General features: G+C 37.7%; 1 protein-coding gene. It reads right to left on the reverse strand.

Annotated features, from left to right (window positions below):
• Positions 1 to 141 precede the first annotated feature (141 nt).
• Positions 142 to 1,443 (reverse strand): transposase, encoded by a 1,302-nt coding sequence (locus DXB15_RS16750; RefSeq protein ID WP_118703566.1) that lies wholly within the window; start codon positions 1,441 to 1,443, stop codon positions 142 to 144.
• Positions 1,444 to 1,557: the final 114 nt, after the last annotated feature.

Consider the following 1,557-nt stretch of genomic DNA (forward strand, 5'->3'; position numbering starts at 1 on the left):
TAGAGATGAGCAAAACACATTGATCCAAAAGTAGAACTTGGCAGTTAGTTTCCATAAAGTTTGAGGTTACGATTTTATGGCATAGCAAAGCTAACGTAAGTCCAAAACTTACGAAATCATAAGACTATGAGAATTTTTTAATCAAGCAATTCGTTTTATTGTTTTTAGTTTGCGATAAGACTGACCAGAATGGCTAGTGATTGCGGCAACGGCAACTGCTAGTAAACTGATATGGGCAAGTGTGTTTAAGTTTGTAACAGATGCTTTATTTCTTACCCACATCCGCTCTTGACCAGTATTTTTAAAACGCGAATTATAGCGTTCACATTCTGTGCGGAGTGAATAATTACTTTTAAAATATTTGCTGTCCCTATCAATGGAAAGTCTTAAATCATCAGGAATGGTGAGATATTTCGTACAGCCACGATGCTTTTTACCATTATAGAAATTTTTGTGGTGGCATGGGCAAAGGGTATCTTTACTTGATTTTAGAGGACAACAAAACTTTTGACGGGTACGACCACAATCGGAAAACTTACCATCCTTCCACATGGCAAGCCCTGCTTCGCAAATGGGATTCCCTTGAGGAAGAAGTTTCGGATTTTGGGAATTACGTTTGTTTAATGGAATGATACATTCTCCATTGTAAAGATCCTTAACCTGATTGTAGATATTTTTGACATCGTAACCTTTGTCGGCAAGGAATGTGCAGTCCGTTATTGGTTGAAAGGAATGGGTAGCAGCAAGGATATCTAAAGCGACGGTAGCATCATGAACTTCCGCGGTTGTGGTCATTTCATAAATAGGAAGACCTGAAATACAGTCTACAAGGACATGATTTTTATAGCCCCAATAGAATTCATATTTTTTCTCGTTCGTTTGATTGGATGCAGTGTGGACGCCGAGTCTACAATCCGAATCCGCCCTTGGTTGATTTCCGGGTTTAAACTTATTTGAGAGAAAAGATTTCGGATTATTCTGTGAAGTATTTGCAGAGACAGGGGTTGAATCTAAGCCAATAAAAGAAGTGTCTACAATACCTTCTTTAGAAAGGAATAACACCTGAGTTTTCATGATTTCAGAGAGAACTTTGTTATCGAAATTTTTCAGGAAGCGATCAAAAGTCCAATAAGAAGGAAGTGGACGAGAAATATCAAAGCCACAAAAATGCGCAATCAGAAGATTATTGTGAAGATAATCGACAAGATCGGAAATCATGGAGAAACCTTCGCATTTCATGACAATAAAGGAACAAATCATAGCGTGATTTGAAAAGCCTTTCCTTCCTGTCTTGGGGAATTCCGGAACAAAGGATAAATCAAGATTCAGAAAAAGAGAATCATAAAACTTTGCAACTGGTTGTGAAGTGAAAAGACGAATGTCTTTCAAAATTTCTTGACGATAGATAACAATCAGCTCCTTTCGGTGAATTGATTTTGACAACTTAATTATACCATTTGGAGCTGATTGTTACTATAAATTTGGAGTGATAAAAGAGGTTGCCATGCCTCGCAACCCCGCATAAATACTGAATGTGTGGAGTTTTGCTCATGGCTA

Origin of the sequence: Roseburia sp. OM02-15 (assembly GCF_003481835.1) — a bacterium.
GTDB classification, from domain to species: domain Bacteria; phylum Bacillota; class Clostridia; order Lachnospirales; family Lachnospiraceae; genus Eubacterium_I; species Eubacterium_I ramulus_A.